Genomic DNA, 14111 nt, shown 5'->3' on the forward strand with positions numbered 1-14111 from the left:
GGTACTGTCGGCCCAATGCAGTTCGCTTGATGTTCCCCGGCCATGCCGACGAGGATCGTCGACTAGACCGATTGCTGCAACTCGATGACGTCGCCGAGGACATCCTCGAGGAGTACGGTATCGACATGCTCGAGCTCCTGACGTGGCCCGGAGAGGTCCAACAGGAGTATTTCCTCATCGGCCACAGTACGGAGATGACCCACACTCAGAGTCTCGAGGAACTGGACGACGAACCGCAGGAGTCTGATGCGGACGCCCCATCGGCTGCGCGTGAAAGCGAGACGACCCTTGACGCGTATACTGACGGTGGAGATGCCGACGAGGATGACGGCGGGGATCCCGAGGAGGCTGGTAGTGAGGATCCTGATGAGACAGATGGTGAATCGACGTCGGCTATCAGTTCCGAACAGCCGGTCTCGAGCGACAGTGATGGAAAACGGGACACGCGAGCACAGCGGATCAAACAGATCGTCGACGACCACTTCGAGGGTGAAATCGGAACCCAGATCTGTACCATCGATCTCGCGCCGCTCGGGGAGATGCCGGTTCCGACGAGTCGCCTGCTGCAGCCGACGAACCTGTCGTTCGACCCCGTCGAAACGTCACAGAAGGCTGCGACGGTCGAACTCGTCACGACGCTCAACGAGGACCGCGTTCCGTTTGTCCACCAGTGTCTGTTAGAGCCGGCCGGCTCATCGAACCCGCACGACTTTCTTGTCTCGGCACGACTCGCGCCGTTTGGAACCGGGCACGGAATCGTCACCGAAGCCGACCTCGAAAAGCACCTCGCTGCGGACAACCAGTATCGGATCTCGGAGTACGTTCCGGGTCCAGCAACCGATAACTGGGCGCTGCCGATCAAACCACATCGACGATACGCCGACCAGCAGAGTACCCATCCGTCCAAACTCGAGCAACTCGATGAGATGAGTCTCCGGGACGGGTCGATCGAGGAGGTTGCAGTGGGCTCCCCGGATTATCGGGCACTGCTTGCCGGCCGCGTCCACAACGATGATCGCTACGAGCAACTCTTCGGCGCTTATGGACGCATTCCGATTTCCAAAGCCGACTTGCCGCATTTCTTCACAGCGGTGCCCGCGTACTTCGAGGTGAGTTCGTTTGGCCAACTGACTACCACAGACGAACCGGAGATCACGACCGAAGAACTCGGCAGTGAAAGTCCGGGGACGCGACAGTCTTACGGGCTCGAACTACCCGGCGATACGACCGCAGTGACCGACGACTCCGATGAAGAGTCGGATCGTCACAAGGAATTGGTCAACAAACGAATCGAATTTTTGCTCCGTCACGGTCACGAGATCGTTGCCGTTGATCAGGACGTCATCGACGTGGATATTCCGGATCACGATCCGACGACGACGCAGTATCTTGACGGTGAATCCCGGCCGGATATCGTGAGCAAAACGGACGGCGTTGTCCACTTCCACGAAATCGAAGTCGCGAACAAGACGAAGCCGGCAGCGCTCATCACGAACCTCGCACGGGCTGCCTATCACGGCCATCAGGTGCATATCGTCACTGAAACCCGCGCTGAGGCAAAGAGCAAGCTGTGGACGACGAATCCCGAGGCCAAAGAGGGCCCCGTCAGCATGCCGTTTAAGGATACTGACGGAGAGTGGACGGTCCTGTACACCCAGCGCAAGGCTGTGCATCGAGCTGCTGACGATGTCTGGTATCTCCTTCCCCGCGAGTTGTCCGAAGCTACGTGGCGATTGACGCCCGACGACAGGTTGCAGTTGGTCGGCCCGGACGGCTCGATACTCGCCGAGGGCGACGCGGAACAGTCGGTTGATGCGTTCGAGTTCAATACGCCACGCGTCCGAAAGGAAGGGGACGAGTGGGTCCTCGAGTCGGCCTCCGGTGAAGTACTCCGGCGCCGATCCACGAAAGGTGCAGCCGCGAGCGGCTATTCGTTCATCCGGAAGCCACTCGTCCCGACGCGATTCGAGTACCTCGAGAACACGACCGTCGAATTCCAGTCGAACAACGGCTTCACCATCTTCGAAAAGCCGCCGCTGTGGGAGCAACCCCAGCAAAGCGCCTCGATTCGCTACGAGGAAGCGAGCAAAGCGTTCGTCGAGTTGGTCACAGTCGAACGTGAGGGGGCTGAGATTCCGATCCCCGAGCTGCGACGGCGGTTCAAGGCGTGGTATACGGAACAAACTGATCTCAAAGAGCCCAACGAAACGTGGTTCGGACGAGCGCTGCGGGCCTACTTCGAGGTCGATGCCACCGACGACCACAACAAGACGCTGGTCGACCGAAGGTTCCGGTTCTCGGAAGGGCTGGTGTCGCCGGATCTGTCGTTTATCGAGGATGAAGGCTGAAGACGGCGGTCATCTCTCGAGGAACCCCATTCGTGGGTGATTCCAATTCTACTCCCAGCTGTACGTCGTGTCTTACTCCTCGGGATCCTCAACAAGGTCCGGACCGGTAGTCTCAGATTCGGTCTTGCCGTTCTTGTCGATACTCGGGACGTGGTCTTCCCATCCCGGTTCAGCATACGCATCGTCATCGGGAGCTGCTTCAAAGAGTCGGACTGCAGCATCGACTGATTCAAGCCGATTTTTCAGGTGTTCTGCGCGATCGGGATCAACGTAGTACGTTCCCTTATCGTGTTCGACGAGTTCCTCCTCGGAGAGATGAGTCAGGGTTTTGGACGCGTTTGCCTCGCTGATGTCTGTACGGGACGCGATTTCAAACGGACTATATCTCACTCCTCGGTTCCGAACGAGGAAGCCGAGCGCATCGTACTCGTCAGTTTCCGGGGTTACCAAGAACGGATCGCTATCCTGAGAGTCCCCCATATCGCAATTAGAGTTTTGGATTACATCCATGTAAAATGACCCGCAACTATCAGTACCATCGTTAAGCGTCTGGATATGATATGAATATGTGTGACTGGGGCAGAAAAACGGAAAGTCGGGGAGCATGGGCAGGTGACACTTCCTAAACGATTCCGAGACGAGTTCGATATTCGAGGCGGCGACGAGGTAACAATCCGCGCTGAGGGTAACAAAATCGTTATCGAGAAACCGATCTCACGCGAGGACCTCGCCGAAGGCTACCGTCGGCGCGCCGAACAGCATCAAGATCTCGCCGACGAGTTGGACGCGGTCTCGCAGGAAGCAGATGACCATCTCGGCGATATTCCTGACTGGGAGGCGTAGGAGAGAGCAATGCACATCCGACGCGGTGATATCGCCATCGTTGAGTTAGATCCACCCACGCGGATCAGAACAGCACGGTACACGGCCGTGTCTCGTCATCCAGAACGACGTCGGAAACGAGAATGCTCCGACAACTGTCGTCGTTCCGTTTACGTCATCGTTCGACGGCGCGTTGCAGAACGACATCCTCGAGATACGTTTCTCTAGTGACGTCACGCATCTCTTTGCACTCGTTTGTATACTGGTTAACCAACTCCAGACGATGGACGACAACGTCTTCATCGACCATCAGACGTCACCCTTGGCGAGCCGGTCGATAAATTCGCGTCGTCGTCGGTCCCGTTCATCGCTCGAGGCGTCGACCTGCCGTTCGAGTCGTCGCTCGTCTGCCGCTTTCGTCTCGAAATCACCGTACAGCAGCTGTCCGTCCCGAAGCGCGTTCAGTGCGACAGTCTCGGGAAGCGCCTCGAGATCACTCACGTCCACGAACGGGTCGGCATACGACTGCAGCGCGCTGTCGATGCGATTGCGCCGGCGAAACCGCTCGCGTCTCGAGAGTTCGTCGGGGAACCGCACACAGACGTCGAGATCCGAGGCGTCGGTCTCCGCGCCGGTCGCGTACGATCCGAATAGCACCGCATACTGAACGGCAGCGTCCGCAAACACCGATCGGAACCCCTCGAGATCGACGCGACCGTCGATATCGTCGTCCGAAACGCGAGCGTCGTCTCGCATGTGTACAGCTACGCGGGATACTGTCTTATACGCTGAACAGGCGCAATACCACGGCCTTCAGGCCGTGGATACGCGCCGTCATACAGTGACGCCTTCCACCGAGACCGACAGGGCTGGATATTCCACGCCAAACACAGCCATTAATACTCTATATTCCATAACTGGTTATGAACACAGTACGATGCTGGAGACAACCCGCACTTACGTCGCACGCATCACGAACCACAGTCAGGTTCGTGACGACCTTGACCAATGCGGGTTCTCCGCATCCAAACTGTGGAACGTCGGACGCTACTACATCCAACAACGGTGGGATGAAGGCGGTGAGGTTCCCGACGAAGCCGAACTGAAATCGGAGTTGAAAGACCATGAACGCTATAGTGACCTGCATTCTCAGTCAAGTCAGCGAGTTCTCGAAGAGCTTGCTGAGGCGTTCACCGGCTGGTATAACTCCGACGACGGCAATAACCCACCGGGTTACCGGAAACGTGGCGACCAACACCCGCGCTCCACCGTGACGTGGAAGCAGAAAGGCATCAAGCACGACGACAAGCACAACCGTGTTCGCCTCTCGAAAGGTTGGAATCTGAAAGACGGACGGTCTGACTTCATCCTCGCAGAGTACGAAACCCGTCCCGACGTAGAAGTCGAGAACATCCAGCAGGTGCGTGCTGTCTGGAACGGCGACGAGTGGGAACTCCACCTCGTCTGCAAGAAAGAGATTCCCGTCGAGGACGCACCCGGCGAAAAGACAGCGGGTATTGACCTCGGTATCAACAACTACCTCGCCATCGACTACGAAGACGGGGCGAGTGAACTGTATCCGGGGAACGGACTGAAACAGGACAAGCACTACTTCACCCGCGAGGAGTACCAGACCGAAGGCGAGAACGGGCCATCGAAACGCGCGCGGAAAGCCCGACGGAAACTCTCCCGGCGTAAAGACCACTTCCTCCACACCCTCTCGAAACACATCGTTCAACGGTGCACAGACGAAGGTGTGGAGAAGATAGCGGTTGGCGACCTCAGCGACATCCGCGAAGACGAGAACGGCGACTCGCGGAACTGGGGCCAGTCGGGGAACAAGAAACTCCACGGATGGGAATTCGACCGATTCGTTCGTCTGCTTGAATACAAGGCCGAGGAACATGGAATCCTCGTTGACCGTGTAGACGAGGAGAACACCTCGAAGACGTGTTCGTGTTGTGGGCAGATTCGGGACAGCAACCGTGTGGAGCGCGGTCTGTACGTCTGTGACTCATGTGAGACGACGATGAACGCAGACGTGAATGGCGCGGTGAACATCCGCAGAAAGATAACTCAGAGTCCCCCAACGGGGGATATGAGTAACGGCTGGTTGGCACAGCCCGGAGTCTTCCTGTTCGACCGCGAGAGCGGACGGTTCACACCGAGAGAACAGGAAGTCTGCAAACCGTAATATCCCAACGCTCGGGATTCCTCCGCCTTCAGGCGGAGGAGGATGTCAAATCATCGGCTCTGCGACGAGTGTGCGCTTCGCGAGGATTCAGTCGCACTCTGTAGTCAACTTCGGACTGTCTCGATCGAACATCGAATCGTGGATGTGATTGGGTCCGTTCCGGACGAGCGCATGGACAAGGTCGATACGGCACTCGAGTACCGTCTCTGATTATCGACTTCCCTGAAATCAAGGCGGAGCGCCATCGGTATCACGATGCGAAAGCGGATGCAGAACGCCGGGAAGTCATCGTTCGACCGGACGTTCGAGCAAAAAGAGGAGCGGTTTGTCCACGATCAACTCCACAAACTCTCTCAGCAGGTTGTGGAGTGGGTGTCGCAGTTCGAGAAGCCCGCTATTGTCTTTGAAGATCTCAAAGACATGCGGGACTCAATTGACTACGGCACGCGGATGAACCGTCGCCTCCACAGCCTCCCGTTCCGTAAACTTCGTGAGTTCATCACGTACAAAGCCGCATTCCAAGGCATCCCGCCCAACGAGATCAACCCAGAGTACACGAGTCAAGCGTGTTCGAGGACTGCGTGTGAGCATACGACTCGTGCAAACCGTGACAAGAAGCGTTTCAAGTGTGTTGAATGTGGGCGACAAGACCACGCTGACCGGAACGCAGCTATCAACATCGCCAAGAAAGGGTTGAAGAAACTGGATAGAAATGTGCCTGCTCTCAACACCCTTCCGCAAGTCATGAAGGTGCGACGGCAGACATCGGGGCCGTCGACGCCCCAACCGTGACCCACGAGACCGTCAGAGGCCACCATGCCGATGGTGTCGCGGGTGTGTCAGACTAATCCACGGGAAGCCACGGGCCACTGCGCCCGTGGCAGTTCACGATTCGACTGAGTTCTCGGATTTCGTAACTTGACTCTGGGGAACCAGCTAGTACGTTGGGAACGTCTGCTCTCGCTTTTCGGCTAAAGGCCGCTAGCTGTCAATTGGAAAGGAAATTACAGTCGTGGTTCCCTGATGGGAACTCTCACTTCCCATGGCAATTCTTAGTTTCCACTCAGAGGAGATTCTATCGGTCAACTAAGGTTGAAGACTGGACATGCTACGGTTGGGTGGGTCAGTTCGACAGAGAGGCAGACTCAACTGATCGGCTCTAGATCTTCGAAGACCATTCTACTCATAATTTCCTTGGTCAGTTCGACGGTTAACTGCCGCCTCTTGCCTGAAGGCAGGAAAACTCCTAGCACGAGAAACCCGGCCTGCTGAAGCAACCGGAGAGGTTTCATCCTGTCGAGCACCGCCACCCAACCCGAACTATTTTCATGATGGGCAAATTATTGCATAATATGCAAGGTGCGAGGGTGCTTTTTGACTTCCCATTTCCGGAAGAACGAATCTTCCGATACCAAGCGATGCAGGATATCCTTCATCATCTCGCCAACAATCCCTTCGAAGGGTTTACACAGCAAGAACTCGCGTCGATTACGGGCGCGGACGTATCGTCGATTTCGCGTTCGGTCAAACTCCTCGAGAAGTCGGGCGTCATCGAGGTGAGCGAGCAGCACCCCGCCCAAATCACGATCGACATAGATCATCTTCAGCGACCGGAACCGGTATTCATGATCCCACAGTCCGAATTCTGCAAGCCAGTCCAAGCCTATCTCAATGAACTCGAGATACGCATCCAAGAGAGCGAGGAACTTGACGAACTCGTTGGAGTCATTCTCTTTGGGAGCGTAGCACGCGGAACAGCAGACCGTCGCAGTGACATTGACCTCCTCGTCATCGTTGACGGAGATCTGACCTATGGACGGCGTATTTGTACGTCTGTCGCGCGTGATATAGAGGAGGAATCGTTCGACGGTCACCGATACGAGTTTGAGGTTCTTGTCGAAACGCCGGATACCGCTGTTTCCCACGGCGGAGAGCTGAAAGAGATATTCGACGAAGGGCTAGTACTCGACCGTTCTGACCAACTACAGGAGTTACGCCAGAACATATACGCCTCGTCTGGAGGGGATGTGTAGCCATGCCGATTAACCACGACGACATTGAGCCGGAGTTGTCGAACGCACAGGAGGCGTTCCGTCGTGGGGGGCAAACTCCCGAGGAAGGGCTAGACGTTTCGAGTGCTGATCTCGTCCAACTTCGGAAGGCGTGTCGACTTCTCTCCGGGGCAGAGCGATTGCTCGAAGACGGCTATTACACGCTCACGATTGAAGCCGGCTTCACGTCGATCGAACGAACGCTGCTCTTCTGGTTGATTACAGAGGGACATCACGATCCATCCCAGCCGCCACAATCACACACCACCGCGATCAATCGAAGCGCCGAAGTCGGATTCATCACTGACGAAGTTGCGACAGAACTCGAAGATCTCTGGAACGAAAACCGTGCACACACGTACTACCAGGATGGGATGGCTACTGATGATCGTGCAGATACGATGGTCGCGCTCGCCGACGAGATCCATTCACAGATCATCAATCTCGTTGGACAATCTCACGAATGCATCTGTGAGTGATGTCGGTGAACAATACGGCGCGCTTTGGAGCGTAATGAGCCTGTTCTTGCTGCCGACAGCCAGTTCGGGAATATCTCCGGAGTCACCCGTGAAAGCTACTGCTGATCAGGATTGACCTATTCGAGGGTGTCATAGAACTCTTCTCACACCGTGATGATGGTGCTTCCCGGATTGTCTCCGCGTTCATAGTTGGTGATGGCGACCACGAGGCGCAGACAGAGTGCGAGGAACACCTGCGCTCGTGCGTGGACGCGGCCTCGGGCGTGCGTTCGCCCGAGGCCGCAGTCCTTGACTGATTCGTTGGTTCGTTCAACCCCCGTACGGCGGTTGTACGTCTCATCCAACGTGGATTGCTTCAGTTGAACGTCTTCGCTGTGTTCGTCGATGCGGTCTTCGACTCTGTACTCGATATCTTTCGGCTCGTCGGTGTTTCGCGCGTTGTACGGAGCGACTGGCACGACCCCTGCGGCCAGCAGGTGGTCGTGCCAGTCGAGCGTGTCGTAGGCGCTGTCTCCAAGCATCCAGATCGGTGTGGAGACGGCGAGCGCGTCACGCGTGACGCGCATCGCCGTCTCCTCTGGCGCTTGCTTACTCTCTGTGAACTCCGCCGCAATCGGGATCTTTTGTCCGGTCGAGACGATCGTACAGCCGTAGCCGTGGTAGTACTCGTCGTCGGTTGGATCGTAGCACTTCGACGCGTCTTGATCGGCAGGCATCGCCCTCACGTCAGTTGAATCGATGCAGTAAGTCAAGTCGAGCAGGCCGCGGCGGAGCGACCGCTGGTTCGAATCGATGAACCAGCGGTCGGCTTCTATGCACTCAACGGCGAGAGCATCGTCTCATTCCCGGAAGATCAGACGAAAGAACGAATCTGCGACTGTCTCGAAAGGATACGCGAGCAGAATCCCGGCAAGCGGATTCTGCTCGTCTTGGACAATCTCTTCTCGCACACGTGCGAATACACGCGTAAGCGAGCGTCCCAACTCGGTATCGATCTCGTATTCTTGCCGGTTGGATCGCCAGACCTCAACCCAATCGAATCGGTCTGGAAGAGTTTGAAGTGGGAAATATCTCCGCTAATCGTCGAGAGCGCGGAAGAGTTCCGCGCTCTCGTCAGTACTGTCTTCGAGAGATTGACTGCTCGTGTGAGCTTCGCTGGCAACTGGATCAAGCAGTTCCTCGACTTGCAAAAGTTATCTTGAGTACTAGGGCGGCCTGCTCGACGAGTCGGCCAAAGACCTCGTCAACGACGTGTTCGAGGTCGGTGAGAAAGCGATCGACCGCGTCTCTGGACGGCGGTCGATCGAACCCACAGCTGAGCCAAACAACCGTGTTCCGAAGCTCTCGCTCAACCGGACGAATCCCGTAGATGTCCTTGTAGTAGCAGTGGAGGAAGCCACGCATCAACTCTGGTGGTTCATGCTCTCGTGTTCGCCCCGTCTGCGCCGGGGCGAACACGTCGAACTCTTCGAGAAACTCGAAGGAGAGGTGCTCGAACAACGCTAGCGTCTCGGTCTCCGCGACATTGAAGAACGACTCTACCGAAGGATCATCTTGCAGGGTCGCTGAGGCCATACCATCTCAGCATTCACCCTGCTCTTTGGTGTGGTAATCGTTCTATGACACCCTCCTATTCGGTAGTCCACTGACTGGTTACTGGCGAAAGGTGGGGGTACTGTCGTTGCTGACCATCATAGTACCACCCTCCAGTGACAGCTGTTGTCTACCGGTGGAGCAAGACTTTCTGTCCCTGAATGTGACCGCCGAGGACCACTCGAGAGACACCTACAGCTACCGATACCACGTTACCACCCGCATATCGCTTGGAACTGGAGTCGTCCTACAGAGAGGTACCTCTCTCGAGGAGTGAGTTTCCGGCGTGGACAGCGCTATCCGTGGACGTCATCTGTCTCTGGATGCTCTCTATTTGGTCCTCCTTCACCGGGAAGTTCAGCATCAACGGGGATCACCAACCGCCGCTCGGTGTACTCGAGGCCGTTCTTGCGCTCCTGTCGTCGTCGGACGGCTAACCGGTTCTTCGAGAGATCTAACATCGCGTCGATCACTCTCGAGACCAACTTCTTCGCGTAGCTCTCGCTGATGCCGGTCTCCTGTCGGCGAATCCAGTGTTTGAGATCACTGGCTTTGACGTACTCGTCGATATCCTTGCACCCACTCTCCCACGGGTTGTCTCCAACGCTCGAGTCAGTTCGTGCCTGCCAGAGTTTTGCGGCTAACCGTGTCGGGAGGGCGTTCGCCGCCGAGCGGCGCATTTCCTCGTCCATGCGCGCGAGCTGCTGGATCGGAAGGAGGTCGCCGTAGGCAAGCGAGACGTTGCCGCCACGTTCGAGCGGATCCACACTTTCGGGTAGGCGGTAGTAGGCCTGTCCGTCGGCTTTCGTGATGCGCTCGAGGCGACCATCCACGACGTCGACGGCGTGTTCGTCGATCGTCTCGACGCGGAGATGCGCGCCTTTCTCGAGTTCGCGGCTCTGGAGTTCCGCGATGCGTGCTTTGTTCGCGTTGGCTTTCTTCAGGGCTGCCTTGGCCAAGCTCTCGAGGCGTGTGGTTTCGGACTCGAGGTCGTCGACGCGGTCCTCGAGTTCGCTAGTTCGCTCCTGGAGGTGATCCCGATCCGCTTCGAGTTGCTCGATGCGTTCGTCTTTACGCTCGAGATCCGTCTCGAGTCGGTCGATCCGGTCGCGAAGCTGCTGGAACTCCGCGGCAAGCTCGGTCGTGGTTTCGGTCGGTGCATCTGCTGTTGGAGTCGTGTTCGACGACATTGGAATGCGTAGCGATAGCTCTCGAGAGGGTTGTTCACGAGCGATACGGTCCGAAAGCAACGGTGGCCCGGCAACCGACAGCCTGAACACTCGCTGGGGTGACCGGTCCCTAGCTCACAGAGAACGGGAGTCGCTCCGAGTGAGAGACGGCCGAAATCGGTGCCGAGTTACCGGATTGGGGAATGTGGCCTCCGTTACTCACCTCCGCCGGTGTTCTCTTCACCTTCGTCGTCCTCGATCGGCCGATACTCGTGAGTCCGTCCGGAGGGCTCGTATCCCGGTACGTAGGTGAACTGGGAGTTCGGCTTGTCGTGAAACACGAAGGGAAGACGGCCCCGCTGTTCGCGGCCGGTCATCCGATACCGATACTCGAAGAGATCGTCCGAAGGTCCCAGCGCGTTCGGGGCTGGCAGATCGCCACGATGCAGGTCCTCGAGAGTGAGCACACGGACTTCCCACTTGCGGGCGATTTCCTCGGCGCGCTCGGTCAGTTCGGTCGTGTGACACAGGACCGGCATCGCACCGCAGGTAAAGGCGAGCATACAGAGTCGGAAGAGTTCGTCTTCCGTGACGAGGCGGCTGTCCCAGTCTTTGCACTCGGCGAGCAGCCAGTCGGTGGGCCGATCCCGTTTCTCCTTGCGCTGAGCGGCGACGTCGATCTCGAGGCCATACACGGAGACCCGCGTTGCGGCGCTGTAGCCCCACCGACGCATCGCCTGTTCGAGCTGGTATTCGAGCCAGCGCCCGTCGCCGTTCCCTCGTCCCTCCGTTTCCTCGCGCGGCGGGCCGTCGCTACTCATCGGCGACACCCCCCGTTGCTGGGTCGTCGGCGGCTCCGGCAGCGTCGGTCAGCAGCGCGCGAAGCTCCTCGAGTTCGGTGCGCGCACGGTCGAACGTGAGATGCACCTGCCGGCGCTCGAGGCTGCCGGTTTCCCGTTTCGACGTCGTGTGCAGGGCCTCGAGTCGCTCCTCGAGGTGAGCGAGGATCTCGGCGTACGTCTCCCACTCGGTATCGCCCTCCGCAGCGGTGGGGGACCACTCGTCGGTTCGTGGCGGATCCAACAGCGTCCGTCGCGCTCGCAAGAGCGCCTCCTGGAGCGTGTGCAAGCGACGTCTGACCGTCGTTCGGGCGTCCGCGGACAGCGCCGCGTCGTCGTCGACCGTGTCTGTGATCGCCTGGACCGTGTGGATCGTCGGCTCGAGGTCCGTGTAGTCTCCGTCGGGTGGCGTCCCCGTCGGCTCGATGGCGTCGGCGGTTTCCTCGCCCGTGCGGGTGTCGAGGATCTCGTACTTGCGGTGTGGACCGGCCCGCGGACGAACCATGATCGGCTCGTCGGCGACGGTCTCCGGAATCCTCGTGATGTGGGCGAGCAGGCGCGGATCGGTCTCCTCGAGTCCCGGTTCCGGAATCCGGAGCTCACGTCTCCCCTGGCCGTCCTCGACCAAAAGGAAGCCAGTGTAGCCCACCAGATACGACGGGATGTCGAATCCGTCGTCGGTGAGCTCGACTTCCTCGACAGGGAACTCGAGCGTAGTGAGATCGGTGAGCCGGCCGAGACTGCAGGTCCCCGCGGTCGTGACCTCCGAGACGGTGAGTTCGCTGTGATCGGCCGCCGGCACGAGTGCGAGCGTTCGCTCGTCGGTTTCGATTTGTCTGTAGGCCGTCCTGGGTTCGTAGTCGGTGATGATGCCTGTCGTCGTGGTTTTGTCTGTGTCGGTTGTGGGATCCCAGGTGAGTTCGATGCGTGCTCCGGGTGGCAGCGTTCGAAGCTGACTCAGCAGGGCCTGTGGGGTCGGCTCCGTCTCGTCCGTCATCGATCGACACCTCCGGCAGTCGACGGGGCCTTCGAACGGTCGGACGGGACACACAGCAGCCTCCGGATCGCGTTGGTTTGACTGCGACACCACAGCAACCGTTCCCCGAGACGGGCGTCCGCGTCCGCCGAGAGTTCCGGAACTCGAGCACGCCGTTCGTAGAGGTGACGAACGACGTCGTCGATCCGATCGAGGAGGGGCTCGTACCCTGTTCCCGAGGGCATCTCGAGTTCCGGATCGACCGGAACCGTCGTCTCGAACAGCCGCTGCTGGAGCGTGACGGTCGTCGACCGGAGCGCGTTCACGTGATGGCGAAGCTGGGATCGAGTCCGACACTCAAGGGCTGGATCGGTGCTGCTCCGCCGGGAGAGTTCCAGCACGAGTCGCCCGAGTTCCGCGAGAACGGGCTCGAGGTCGTCGGCGTCGAGCGCCCGCGGCGGTGTGTGTCGGCAGGGAATCTCGAAGTCGAGAGCCGGATCGGGGTCGCGGTCGAGATCGGTCGTCCTCTCGGTCGAAGCGGTGGTCCGATCGTCGACGAGTTCGTACGTGCGATGCAGGTCGCCGGCTGTGACCGTCACTTCGAGGGCGTCGTAGGACGGCGCAAGCGACCGGCCGGCGATGCGGGCCAGCAGTCGATCGTCGTGGTCTTCGAGGCCTGGGGCAGGAATCCGTCGGTACCGTCGACCGTATCGATCCTCGATCGTCAGGATGCCGGTATAACCGACGAGGTCGTCCGGGACGACGACGCCGGCGTCGGTGATTCGGAGCCGGTCGCTCGGACGCGACCTGAACTCGACGGCACGAAGCACGCCGAGTCGGGTCACTGCCGTTTCGGAGACCGACGCGACTTCGATCTCCGAATTCGTGAGCGTGAGCTGCAGGAGATCCGGTCGCCGATCCGGCTCGAGCTGGCAAACGCCGGCCGTTCGATCGACGTCGGTGACGGTCCCGCGAGTGGTCGTGGTGAGGTCGGCGTCGTTCTGCCAGCGAAGCCACACGCGCGTCGAGGGCGTGGCTGCGGTGATCGCGTTGATCAGGTCGACGGACTCCGCGGTCGACGACTTACTCGTCATCGTCCGCACCTCGCTCGTCGATCGATTTGCGGTCGAACGCGATCGGATCCGGCCCGAGATGGGTTACCTGTCCGTTGCCGCGGCGAGTGAGCATCGCCACTCCACCGTCGCTGACGGTCCCGTCGTCCGTCTGGCGACGGAAGGTCAGCAGGAGGGGATCGACCTGTGCGCGAACCTCCCGGAGGCGACGCTTCGCCTCCCGCTTGGTGTCGTCGTCGAGCGCCTCGCTGGCGGCGATCTCCTGGAGAAGGTCGTGTGCCAGAGTGTCGATCCCTTCGAGGATCTCGACGTACGCGTCGTACGGTGGCTCGCACGCGGGGTCGGAGGTGGGCTCGGGGATTCGGTGGTCGTCGGCGGTTTCGAGAAGCGTCTCGAGGACGGTTTCGACGTCTTCGTCGGTGTACTGCTCGAGGGCGGCCAGCGTCTCTGCAGTCAGGGGAATGGACTTCGGTTCTTCCATTGTTCTATAGTCCTATAGTTCAGCCGTAGTGTCGTATAGTCCTATAGTTGTTCGGGACTGGCGTTCAATAGGATTATACCGGTCGG

General features: G+C 58.9%; 12 protein-coding genes and 6 pseudogenes. 9 read left to right on the top strand and 9 right to left on the bottom strand.

The window, feature by feature from the left end; all coding sequences use genetic code 11:
• Positions 1 to 29: 29 nt before the first annotated feature.
• Positions 30 to 2348: a hypothetical protein gene (locus tag CHINAEXTREME_RS14210; protein WP_007142020.1), complete on the top strand. Its 2319-nt coding sequence runs from the start codon at positions 30 to 32 to the stop codon at positions 2346 to 2348.
• A 72-nt stretch (positions 2349 to 2420) separates the two neighbouring features.
• On the opposite strand, the gene CHINAEXTREME_RS14215 is transcribed toward CHINAEXTREME_RS14210, so the two are convergent.
• Positions 2421 to 2828 carry a MarR family transcriptional regulator gene (locus CHINAEXTREME_RS14215; RefSeq protein WP_007142021.1) on the bottom strand — a complete coding sequence of 136 codons (408 nt, stop codon included), beginning with the start codon at positions 2826 to 2828 and terminating at the stop codon, positions 2421 to 2423.
• Positions 2829 to 2918: 90 nt separating this feature from the next.
• On the opposite strand from CHINAEXTREME_RS14215, the gene CHINAEXTREME_RS14220 reads away from it, so the two are divergent.
• Together CHINAEXTREME_RS14220 and CHINAEXTREME_RS22525 are read left to right on the top strand one after the other, a co-directional pair.
• Positions 2919 to 3191, top strand: coding sequence for an AbrB/MazE/SpoVT family DNA-binding domain-containing protein (locus CHINAEXTREME_RS14220; RefSeq protein ID WP_007142022.1), 273 nt, complete (start codon positions 2919 to 2921; stop codon positions 3189 to 3191).
• A 9-nt stretch (positions 3192 to 3200) separates the two neighbouring features.
• Positions 3201 to 3417: pseudogene (locus CHINAEXTREME_RS22525) on the top strand (type II toxin-antitoxin system PemK/MazF family toxin); the annotation flags it as partial.
• Positions 3418 to 3479: 62 nt separating this feature from the next.
• Here CHINAEXTREME_RS22525 and mntA read toward each other — a convergent pair.
• Entirely contained in the window at positions 3480 to 3926 is a 447-nt protein-coding gene (mntA, locus tag CHINAEXTREME_RS14230; protein ID WP_007142024.1) for a type VII toxin-antitoxin system MntA family adenylyltransferase antitoxin, read from the bottom strand.
• Between the two features lie 181 nt (positions 3927 to 4107).
• Between mntA and CHINAEXTREME_RS14235 the strand changes: the two genes are divergently transcribed.
• The 5 genes and pseudogenes from CHINAEXTREME_RS14235 (at position 4108) to CHINAEXTREME_RS14255 (ending at position 7894) form a co-directional block, all read left to right on the top strand.
• Positions 4108 to 5364: an RNA-guided endonuclease InsQ/TnpB family protein gene (locus tag CHINAEXTREME_RS14235; RefSeq protein WP_010546874.1), complete on the top strand. Its 1257-nt coding sequence runs from the start codon at positions 4108 to 4110 to the stop codon at positions 5362 to 5364.
• A gap of 63 nt (positions 5365 to 5427) precedes the next feature.
• Positions 5428 to 5574 (top strand): annotated as a pseudogene (locus CHINAEXTREME_RS14240) (type II toxin-antitoxin system PemK/MazF family toxin); the annotation flags it as partial.
• Positions 5568 to 6212 (top strand): annotated as a pseudogene (locus CHINAEXTREME_RS14245) (RNA-guided endonuclease InsQ/TnpB family protein); the annotation flags it as partial. The pseudogenes CHINAEXTREME_RS14240 and CHINAEXTREME_RS14245, both read left to right, overlap by 7 nt.
• 504 nt (positions 6213 to 6716) lie before the next feature.
• Positions 6717 to 7397, top strand: a complete 681-nt coding sequence (locus tag CHINAEXTREME_RS14250) for a nucleotidyltransferase domain-containing protein (protein ID WP_238593289.1) — start codon at positions 6717 to 6719, stop codon at positions 7395 to 7397.
• A gap of 2 nt (positions 7398 to 7399) precedes the next feature.
• Positions 7400 to 7894: a hypothetical protein gene (locus tag CHINAEXTREME_RS14255; RefSeq protein ID WP_007142028.1), complete on the top strand. Its 495-nt coding sequence runs from the start codon at positions 7400 to 7402 to the stop codon at positions 7892 to 7894.
• A gap of 143 nt (positions 7895 to 8037) precedes the next feature.
• Here the strand turns inward: CHINAEXTREME_RS14255 and CHINAEXTREME_RS14260 are convergent.
• Positions 8038 to 8664, bottom strand: a pseudogene (locus tag CHINAEXTREME_RS14260) (transposase); the annotation flags it as partial.
• Between CHINAEXTREME_RS14260 and CHINAEXTREME_RS14265 the strand changes: the two are divergent.
• Positions 8647 to 9096 (top strand): annotated as a pseudogene (locus CHINAEXTREME_RS14265) (IS630 family transposase); the annotation flags it as partial. The pseudogenes CHINAEXTREME_RS14260 and CHINAEXTREME_RS14265 overlap by 18 nt on opposite strands.
• Before the next feature lie 4 nt (positions 9097 to 9100).
• Here CHINAEXTREME_RS14265 and CHINAEXTREME_RS14270 read toward each other — a convergent pair.
• From CHINAEXTREME_RS14270 to CHINAEXTREME_RS14295, 6 genes and pseudogenes are all read right to left on the bottom strand, one after another.
• Positions 9101 to 9469 (bottom strand): annotated as a pseudogene (locus CHINAEXTREME_RS14270) (IS5/IS1182 family transposase); the annotation flags it as partial.
• A gap of 314 nt (positions 9470 to 9783) precedes the next feature.
• Complete coding sequence (locus tag CHINAEXTREME_RS14275) at positions 9784 to 10677, bottom strand: hypothetical protein (protein ID WP_007143894.1); 894 nt, start codon at positions 10675 to 10677, stop codon at positions 9784 to 9786.
• Positions 10678 to 10871: 194 nt separating this feature from the next.
• Complete coding sequence (locus tag CHINAEXTREME_RS14280; RefSeq protein ID WP_007143893.1) at positions 10872 to 11477, bottom strand: hypothetical protein; 606 nt, start codon at positions 11475 to 11477, stop codon at positions 10872 to 10874.
• Positions 11470 to 12492: a hypothetical protein gene (locus CHINAEXTREME_RS14285; RefSeq protein ID WP_007143892.1), complete on the bottom strand. Its 1023-nt coding sequence runs from the start codon at positions 12490 to 12492 to the stop codon at positions 11470 to 11472. The genes CHINAEXTREME_RS14280 and CHINAEXTREME_RS14285 overlap by 8 nt, the downstream gene beginning before the upstream one ends.
• Positions 12489 to 13565 (bottom strand): hypothetical protein, encoded by a 1077-nt coding sequence (locus tag CHINAEXTREME_RS14290; protein WP_007143891.1) that lies wholly within the window; start codon positions 13563 to 13565, stop codon positions 12489 to 12491. Before CHINAEXTREME_RS14290 ends, CHINAEXTREME_RS14285 begins: the two co-directional genes overlap by 4 nt.
• Positions 13555 to 14025, bottom strand: a complete 471-nt coding sequence (locus tag CHINAEXTREME_RS14295) for a hypothetical protein (RefSeq protein WP_007143890.1) — start codon at positions 14023 to 14025, stop codon at positions 13555 to 13557. Before CHINAEXTREME_RS14295 ends, CHINAEXTREME_RS14290 begins: the two co-directional genes overlap by 11 nt.
• Positions 14026 to 14111: the final 86 nt, after the last annotated feature.

It is taken from the genome of Halobiforma lacisalsi AJ5 (genome assembly GCF_000226975.2).
Classification (GTDB): domain Archaea; phylum Halobacteriota; class Halobacteria; order Halobacteriales; family Natrialbaceae; genus Natronobacterium; species Natronobacterium lacisalsi.

Bases quoted from the DNA above. Each gene is read 5' to 3' on its own strand.
- CHINAEXTREME_RS14295 (WP_007143890.1), bottom strand. From the start codon at position 14,025: ATGGAAGAACCGAAGTCCATTCCCCTGACTGCAGAGACGCTGGCCGCC.
- CHINAEXTREME_RS14210 (WP_007142020.1), top strand. From the start codon at position 30: ATGTTCCCCGGCCATGCCGACGAGGATCGTCGACTAGACCGATTGCTG.
- CHINAEXTREME_RS14290 (WP_007143891.1), bottom strand. From the start codon at position 13,565: ATGACGAGTAAGTCGTCGACCGCGGAGTCCGTCGACCTGATCAACGCG.
- CHINAEXTREME_RS14285 (WP_007143892.1), bottom strand. From the start codon at position 12,492: ATGACGGACGAGACGGAGCCGACCCCACAGGCCCTGCTGAGTCAGCTT.
- mntA (WP_007142024.1), bottom strand. From the start codon at position 3,926: ATGCGAGACGACGCTCGCGTTTCGGACGACGATATCGACGGTCGCGTC.
- CHINAEXTREME_RS14250 (WP_238593289.1), top strand. From the start codon at position 6,717: ATGCAAGGTGCGAGGGTGCTTTTTGACTTCCCATTTCCGGAAGAACGA.
- CHINAEXTREME_RS14215 (WP_007142021.1), bottom strand. From the start codon at position 2,828: ATGGGGGACTCTCAGGATAGCGATCCGTTCTTGGTAACCCCGGAAACT.
- CHINAEXTREME_RS14275 (WP_007143894.1), bottom strand. From the start codon at position 10,677: ATGTCGTCGAACACGACTCCAACAGCAGATGCACCGACCGAAACCACG.
- CHINAEXTREME_RS14280 (WP_007143893.1), bottom strand. From the start codon at position 11,477: ATGAGTAGCGACGGCCCGCCGCGCGAGGAAACGGAGGGACGAGGGAAC.
- CHINAEXTREME_RS14255 (WP_007142028.1), top strand. From the start codon at position 7,400: ATGCCGATTAACCACGACGACATTGAGCCGGAGTTGTCGAACGCACAG.
- CHINAEXTREME_RS14235 (WP_010546874.1), top strand. From the start codon at position 4,108: ATGCTGGAGACAACCCGCACTTACGTCGCACGCATCACGAACCACAGT.